Source organism: Dietzia sp. B19 (assembly GCF_014145155.1).
Lineage (GTDB): Bacteria > Actinomycetota > Actinomycetes > Mycobacteriales > Mycobacteriaceae > Dietzia > Dietzia natronolimnaea.
Genome location: NZ_JAALED010000559.1, coordinates 1 through 7,754, shown reverse-complemented (window position 1 = coordinate 7,754; position 7,754 = coordinate 1). Strand labels below are relative to the sequence as shown.

Genomic DNA, 7,754 nt, shown 5'->3' with positions numbered 1-7,754 from the left:
AAGAGGGCCGCCCACCGGTTCGCCCCACCACCGGGCAGTGCCGGCGTCCACGGCCAGGGATCTACGCCCCGGGAGTCACCGGGCGGTGTTGCACGCGGGAGCTGGCCCCAGTCGACCCGCGGCGGCCGGGCAGATAGTGCTCTTAGGTGGTGACGGGCAGTGCTTCGGATCGGATGCTGATGCCGATGTTGCGGGCTTTGGCGCCGCTGAGTTGGGGGTGGTTCTGGCCGTGGCTGTCGGTGTAGATGGTGGCGGCCAGGTCGTGTTCGTCGGCGTCGATGATGACGTCGTCGCCGATGGTGAGGCTGGTGTGGGCGTTCTCGGCGAGTTGTTTGCGTAGCTCGACGTCGTAGACGACCTCGCCGGTGAAGGTGCGGGCGGTGGGGTTGTAGGCGCGGTGTCGCACTTTGATGGTGAGCACGCTGCTGCCGGATTTGAGCTGGTTGAGGGTGCCGATTTCGATGACGTTGCCGTCGATGACCATGGCTGGTCCTTTCGAGTGTGGGGTGACTGTTCGTCTGCGACTCAGTTTAACTGGGCCCGTACCTGGTGGTGATTGTCTTGATGTGTTCAGGCCGGTAGCCGCACCACTGGAGTTCTGGGGTGATGACGACTGGCAGGGCGGTCACCCAGTCCTGCTCGGTGAGTCCCTCGAGTGCGTCCGGGTCTTCGTCGACGTCGACTTAAAGGAACGCCACACCAGCTTGATCCAGGAGTTTCTTGGTCCTCATGCACGGCGGACAGGACTCGCGTCCGTAGAGCGTGACGAGCAAGCCGGTCATGGCTGGGACAGCACCCCCAACGTAGTCGTAGTGCGGCACTCGGACAGTTCAGGAGAGCCCGTGTGCATGGGGCAAGAGTACGACCGCTCGGAGGCAGTGGACGCTGGTGACATCACGGCGGGGGAGCAGATCGAGGGGCGTGGCTAGGCCGGCGCTCTCGCGCTGGCGTCGCGGCGGTCGGGCCCACCGGAGGGGAGTGGCGACCGCGGGGGGCTGCTCGACGGGGAGGGCGAGGATGGGTGCGGCGCCGCGGAGCAGGGTGTGGGCGAGGGCTCTGCCCGCGAGCCTCAGCGTGAGTGAGACGTGCGCGAAGAACGTGGAGCCCGCGGAGAGTCCGCGCGGTCTCTGCGTGACTCTCGGCGTGCCAGCAGGCGCGCTCACCGCAGATGCGGGCGGCCAGCTCCTGGGCCCTCGTCAGCGCACCTGTACGACGGGACGCGGCGTCCAGGTCCAGAGTGGGGGCGGCGGACCAGAGCGTTCCGCGACCGCTGCCCGCCCGGGTAGCGAGCCCGGCGTCCTCGAGCTGCCGGAGGAGGTGGAGGACCCCGTGGGTGGCGTCCCCGGGAGGGAGGCCCAGGAGAGCAGCGAGTTGGCGGGTGGGGGAGGCGGGGTGGCGTAGCAGGGTGAAGAGGGTGCGCCGGCTGGTGTGGCGGAGGAGTCCCCAGAGGGGGTGCTGCAGGGGCACCGCAGGGCTTGTGACGTCATGGGCGGTTTCCCCCCGGTAAGTGGTCGCGGGGACCGCGAGGTCATACCGGGTCGCTTCCCGCGGGGTGGTGGAGCTCCACGGGTGGCTCACGACAAGCAGCCCTCGCTTAACCAGGGCCGCGAGCCTGTCGGACGCTGCGCCGTCGGACAGGTGGAGTGCGAGCTGCAGATCTCGGCGAGCGATCGGCCGGCCCGCCAGTCCGTACCCGTCGCTGAACCGGTCGATGACCACGGCGGCAGCTGCCTGGAGGTCGGCATCACCCCACCAGCGGATCTCCTCCCGTGCTGCGTCGAGGGTGCGGCGGTCTGACTCGGGGATCTCTGGGCGGAATGCTCGCGCACGCTGGGCGATCGAAGCCCAGTGCTGCCGGCAGGCGGACCAGTCAGAAGTCCGGCCGTCCCGGCGGGACACCTCGTCACGTTGACGAAACTTCCCGAAAGCAGCAGTGCGCTGGTACCACCACAGCGCGGCGGTCGCCGAGCGGATGCCGTGACGCCAAAGAACCCACGCGGCGTCCGTGGCGGCCGCGGACCGGTCGCGGCGGGTGTCGTCGTTGAGGATCGCCCAGTCCTCGGGCGTGAACTGTGCGCGCCGGCGCCACGCTCGAGGCGCTTCGGTCACCAGGCGCGTGCCGTCGTCAACCGGCAAGGGCAGGGGAATGGCTGAGGGAGCCGGCTGTCGACGACGCAGCCGCTGTGGCGCGGATCCCCGCGCGTCGCGAGGAAGCGAGGCCTGGACAGCTCGGATTACCGTGCGAACGTCAGTCGCTCTCCCGGTCTCGAGGTCGACGAGCTGCGCGGGACGCCCCTCGGGTTTGAGGCTTACGCTGCCCGGCAGTCGAATGGCCTTGCCCTCACGGTGGTCGATCGCCGCGGCCGGCAGCCGATGGTGCTCACGGATGAGAGCGACACGTCGCAGGAGCTCGTCGCGGCCGTGCCTGGTCGCCGGAATACACCAGAGGTGAAGACAGTCGTCGCGCCCGGAGGCGACCGCGGCGACGACCACGGTCGCAGTATCCGCAGCCGCCTGACGAATCTCGGGGACTACCAGTTCGGCGCACTCGTCGATGTCGAGGGCGACCAGCTCTGGACGTGGCTGGGCGACGATGGCCCATGTTGCGGCTTCAGTGCCGAGGCGAGCGCGGCGCACGAGCTGGTCGGCGTTGCCGCTACCGACCTGGATCGCTTGGTTGTCGCCCTGGGTCGGAGCGAGGGCCCAGGCGCGGACGGTTGAGTCCGCCAGGAGAGCCGCGAGCTCCGCGAGGGCCGCAGTATCGACGACGGTAATGGTGGTTGGAGGGTCTGGCTCAGTCGAGACGAGTTCCGGCGCGGCGGTGCTGGACACGTCCACAGGGTGTGAGCTACCCTCAGAACAGCTTCGCAAGCAGTTCTGCCTTTCAGTTGGGCACCAAAAACCGGTTCGAGCTGGTAACTCTTTCCGGTCACACTCTCAAGATCGCCCTTCGGTTGCCTCCGGGGGGCGATCGCTTTTGTGTGGGTGCGCTATGCAGTTGATCGTGTGCGCGTGTTCTATGCGCTAAGCGATGTCTGCGAGCGGCGGCTCCTCTAATTGGTGGCGTGGGAACAGGGCATCAGCGGGGGTCTCTCGGATCTCGTCAGTCCGGCCGACGTGCGCGGCCAGGACATCTGCGACGTACTGGGATACCGATGTGCCAGCGTCGGCAGCCCGACGCTGAACCTCATCGTGGACGTCGCGCGCGAGACGCGTACCGACGAGTCGTCGATCACCCTTGTGTGGCTGTGCCATGACCGCATTCCTACCGGTATCTGTAACTGTTATGGCGGACGACACGCCGCTGATGGCCATGGCGACACTATAAACCGGTGTCGGCGTTTCTCGCATACCCTGCTTGGGTGCGAATCTTCATTGACACTGACTGCGGCGTTGACGACGCCCTGGCCCTGGCCGTGCTGGTGAGCCGTCCCGAGGTCGAGATCATCGGCGTGACCACGACTTCGGGGAACACCTCAGCCGTGCAAGCGGCGAAGAATGTTGCCGACGTGCTCGCGGTGATGCGACACCATATACCGGTGATTGCCGGTCCTGTGCCGGGTCCCACCTTCACGCCCCGCCTGGTCCACGGCCCTGATGGGCTGGGCGGCCACGGTTCAAGGCCGGATCGACCAGGCGATCCGCACGCCGCGCCCAAGGCGATCCTCGAGTTCTGCGAATCGGCGGGGTCGGAGGATGTCCTGCTCTGTCTAGGTCCGATGACCAATCTAGCTGCGGCAAAGCCGCAATCGAGCCCGCGCATTGTTGCTGTCGGTGGCGCCGGCATCGTCGGAGAGTCGGACCCGGGACGAGATCCCAACTCGGAGGTAGACATTGCCGCGAGTACATGGGTCGTCGAGAATCTCGGCGTGGATTGGGTGACGATCAACGCTGGGGAGCACATATGGCTCAGAGAGTCGGAGTTCGGTTCGACCACGGCCAGCGGGCGCTTTCAGCGGTCGATTCACGAGGCCTACGGGTGGCATTGTGCGCAGCGGGCAGGGCGGCAGGTGTGGTCTCCGTCGGCTTACGACACGATTGCCGCTCTTGCTGCGGTCGGATCTGAGTTGGGGAAATGGGAGTGGGTGACCCCCACCTTCGTCGGCTCCTCAATGTGGGGAACGCCAGGGGGCGATCACCGGATGCTGACGGTTCCAGCCGATGAGTCCTGTGCTGGGGTCGTTCGGTCCGCCGTATCGAAAGCGCTGGCATGAACAGACGCGAGCTGTTCATGGCTCGTCGTCGAGCGCGGCGGGCACTACGCGGCATTCGCTGCGCGCGGCCGTGGACTCGAGAGTCCTTGCTGGGGGAGATCTCTCGACAGCGGGGGAGACCCGTGACAGTCGAGCAGATGGAGGGAGCGCTGAGTACGGAGGCGTGCGGCCTGCTGGTCCAGTTCGACTCTGCGGACCACATCATTCTGGGTGCCGGCACACCGCAGTGGCACCAAGATGCCGTGACGGCCCACGAGATCGCCCACCTGCTCCTGGGACATCGGGGAGACCTCGCCACGCCGGACGCGGCCCACGGAATGGACGCGTACTTTCCGGATCTGGACTTGAGCGAGGTTCACCGCCTGCTTAAACGCGAGAACCACTCTTCGCTAGAGGAGTACGAAGCGGAGTTCCTCGGCACACTCATCCTTGCGCGTATGACCACCGGGATCGAGGTCGAGAGGCAGTTGCGCCAAGCCCAGGAAACGTCTGGTGGGCGGGAGCTATGGCGCGCCTTTGGGGTGGATAACCATGCGTAATCTGCTGCCAGCCTGGCTCGATTTCACGCTACTTGCGATCACCTGGGCGGCGATCTTGTGGCGGGTGTACACGGCACGCAGCGGTGGAGCACCCCGGCGGCTAACCGAATCGCTGGCCGCGGGGGCTGTGGCCCTGACATTGAAGGTGGGCCCGATCTACGACGTCGTTGAACCGCTCCTTGGGGCAGCGATCCTGCGCGCACTAATTCATGGAGCGTGCCTCGTGGCGGTGGCTGGCGTGATCTTGCTCTGGTTTGCCACGCAGGGCGACGTCAAACACCCACGGCTGGTGCCTATCCTCTACGCCATTAGCGGCGGGCTGACGGTGCTACTGGTCATCACTGCCGCTGTAGCCCCACGCGCCGGTGACCAAATGGAGTCTGCTCCAAGCGGCTGGGCGTTGTGGTACTTCGCCATCTTCTGTCTTCCCACGTTGGTCGGATTGGTTCTGCTGGTCAAACAGCTCATCGGCTCCTGGGGACTAAGCCGGTCGCGGCTAGTCGGCGCGGTGGTGACGCTGGTCTACGCCTTCCTGGTCATCGACAACTTCACCGTGTTTGTGGGCGTGGGGTTCAGCGCTCTTCGAGATGATCACAGTCTCCTAGACGGCCGCGGTGTACCAAACGGGGTCGTCTTCGCAGTTCTTCTGACAATTGGTGCCGTCATTTCGGCACTGGTGGCCAACCGTGGAGCGGAAGATAGCTGGGTCGATCCGATGACGGCTATGTGGCTGGACCTGAGAACGGCGTGCCCTGAGGTGGCTCTCAGTGATCCGTGGAGTCTGCGCGGCAAGGAGCACCGCCTCCGAGCCATCGTGGAGAGCGTCGACGCTCTTGCTCATCTGGCGCCCCTGGTGAACGACCGTCATATGCGCGCAGCTCGCAAAGTAAGCGCCGAACCTCCGGCACTGATCCTCGCACTCGCAATTCAGGACGCGGCGATGCAGCGCGACAGGCGAACAGACCACCTCGGTGACGAGGGTCTGCTTGCCGTCGACGCCGTCGGCCAGGCGGGGGAGCTGTCGGTGCAGTGGCAGCGAGCCAAGCAACTACGACACACGGCGGGACACGGCAGCGAGAAGGGCTTTTCGCGTGGTGTCGACCGGTTTGCCCCGCAGTCGGACTGACCTTGCACCTGCATTCACCAGGTGCCCGAGCAGCTCCAGCTGCTCATGAATTTTCTCGTCCCCATCGCTGAGGTAGCGACCGGGGACCTTGAAGAACGCAGCGACAGCCTCGCATTGGGCTTCGGTGAGCACTGACTTCCCCGCGAGCACGTCTCCCAACAGCTCGGGAGTAACGCCAACCGTCGGTGGCGTGTGCGCAGCAATTTCCTCGACGGTGCGCATCCCACCAGAGGGATCACGCCATACACACATGAGTTGCTGAAGTCGGTCCGCTTGCGTCATGCGTCCTCCCCGCGATCACGTTTGGCGTCCGGCATCGCCAGCCATCTACGCAGCGCAGCGCCTTCGTCGAGTTCGGAGTCCGCACGCTCGGCCAGCAGCGGAGCTACTGCGTCAACGACAATATCGCTACCAAGTCCGTGGGTATTCGCGGCCAGTAACTCCGTGATGAACTGACCATACAGCGGGGCCACTGCCTGGGCGAGGTCCTCGATAGCCTCGACCAGGTCGGAATCCTGGGCGCGGTCACTGGAAAGCTGCTGTAACCGGAATGTGGCGGCGGTGAGAGCAGCGACCTCGCCGTGGGAGATCGTGACCCCCGACGGTGCAAACTGCACTTCCGCCGTCTCTCGGGGAGTGGGAGTGCCTCCTTCAAGAGTGCTCGCTGCGCTACCGATCGTCCACTCCAGCGACCGGTCAAGAGCGTCGAGGATCTCGGGGGTTATCACCTCGGTGTCTCCGCGTTCGATTCTCACCATGATGGGCGCCCGCGGGCCGCCCCGGTCCCGGACTTGAATCAGGTTGAGCGAGAGCTCGGCGCGCCTCCTCCGTACCGCGTCGGCAAGTCGAGCTGTCATGTCCACAAGCCTAGGCCGGACACCTGTCAAGTTCTTTGTGGACAGGCCCAAAAGCAGTTAACCGCCCTGCCCGCCCTCACCTGCGGCAGCGATGACCTCGTCCGGGGTGATTCCCAGAGCATCAGCGAGATGGGGAACACTATGCGCCGCCAAGGGGCTGTCTCCACGCTCAATCGCCCCATAATGCGAGGTGGAAAGGCCAGCGCGTCGCGCGGCTTCACCTTGAGTCAAGGCTCGGAGCACACGCCAGTCAGCGAGAGTTCTGCCGGTATCGGGAATGTCGACCAGGTCGGCAACGGTAACGGTGCTCGAGAGCGCCGCACTCAACAGTTCTGCCAACCGACCCAACATATCCGCCTGAGGGATCTTCCGACCCCGCTCCCAAGCACGGACTGAGCCCGAACTCACCCCCAGTGCATCACCCAGCGCAGCCTGCGAAAGGCCCGCGCTGCGACGCAAATCGACAAGAACCTCGGGGGAGAAGGCATGGGCTGAGGCCCTTCCCATGTGCACTCCTCCGTCGCCGTCCTGATGTTTCCCCACGACTTTACGGTTGCGTCCTATAGTGACGTTGACATGCGCCCCGGAGGGGTTAGGGTGTCACTATAAAACGGCGACAGGGGTAGACCATGCACCAATCTCGGACCGCGCTCAGGGGAGCGCTCGTCGGAACCACCGCAGCGATTGTCGCGTTCGGAGGCGCCACTCTCGCCCTGGCCGGCACGCAGGCAGGTATCACCGAGGCCCAGAAGCCAGCGAAGGCGACGACGGCTCAGGCCGCGGTCGTGGAGGGTCAGGCGTCGACCACTCGGGCCACGACTCGTGCGACGCCTGCTCCCGCAGCAGCGCGGGCGAAGCCAGTGGCGCAGCAAGCCGGCATCTCCGCGGCCGTCGAGGTCAAGAAGGCGAAGAAGGAAGATAAGCCCGACCCTCGTCGAGAGCAAGCATCGGAGGCTGCCGCTCCGGAGGCTCCCGCGGTCCAGCAGGCGGTCGCGCCCGTGCAGCAGGCCCCAGCTCC

At 65.7% G+C, this 7,754-nt stretch carries 6 protein-coding genes; 4 read left to right on the top strand and 2 right to left on the bottom strand.

What is annotated here, in order from left to right; genetic code table 11:
* Positions 1–142: 142 nt before the first annotated feature.
* Entirely contained in the window at positions 143–484 is a 342-nt protein-coding gene (locus G6020_RS15250) for a hypothetical protein (protein ID WP_107749306.1), read from the bottom strand.
* Positions 485–2,448: 1,964 nt separating this feature from the next.
* On the opposite strand from G6020_RS15250, the gene G6020_RS15240 reads away from it, so the two are divergent.
* The 4 genes from G6020_RS15240 (at position 2,449) to G6020_RS15225 (ending at position 5,879) form a co-directional block, all read left to right on the top strand.
* A complete protein-coding gene (locus tag G6020_RS15240; protein WP_182611195.1) occupies positions 2,449–2,721 on the top strand; it encodes a hypothetical protein in 273 nt (90 codons plus the stop codon).
* A gap of 641 nt (positions 2,722–3,362) precedes the next feature.
* Positions 3,363–4,214 carry a nucleoside hydrolase gene (locus tag G6020_RS15235; RefSeq protein WP_162845754.1) on the top strand — a complete coding sequence of 284 codons (852 nt, stop codon included), beginning with the start codon at positions 3,363–3,365 and terminating at the stop codon, positions 4,212–4,214.
* A gap of 122 nt (positions 4,215–4,336) precedes the next feature.
* On the top strand, positions 4,337–4,753 hold the full coding sequence (locus G6020_RS15230) for a hypothetical protein (RefSeq protein ID WP_067715278.1): 417 nt from the start codon (positions 4,337–4,339) through the stop codon (positions 4,751–4,753).
* Entirely contained in the window at positions 4,746–5,879 is a 1,134-nt protein-coding gene (locus G6020_RS15225; RefSeq protein WP_182611194.1) for a hypothetical protein, read from the top strand. Before G6020_RS15230 ends, G6020_RS15225 begins: the two co-directional genes overlap by 8 nt.
* Positions 5,880–6,157: 278 nt before the next feature.
* Here G6020_RS15225 and G6020_RS15220 read toward each other — a convergent pair whose 3' ends face one another.
* Positions 6,158–6,736: a hypothetical protein gene (locus G6020_RS15220; RefSeq protein WP_146193813.1), complete on the bottom strand. Its 579-nt coding sequence runs from the start codon at positions 6,734–6,736 to the stop codon at positions 6,158–6,160.
* Positions 6,737–7,754 lie beyond the last annotated feature (1,018 nt).

What these genes read in the sequence shown, in the direction of transcription:
- G6020_RS15250 (WP_107749306.1), bottom strand. Translation starts at nt 484, where the DNA reads ATGGTCATCGACGGCAACGTCATCGAAATCGGCACCCTCAACCAGCTC.
- G6020_RS15225 (WP_182611194.1), top strand. Translation starts at nt 4,746, where the DNA reads ATGCGTAATCTGCTGCCAGCCTGGCTCGATTTCACGCTACTTGCGATC.
- G6020_RS15220 (WP_146193813.1), bottom strand. Translation starts at nt 6,736, where the DNA reads ATGACAGCTCGACTTGCCGACGCGGTACGGAGGAGGCGCGCCGAGCTC.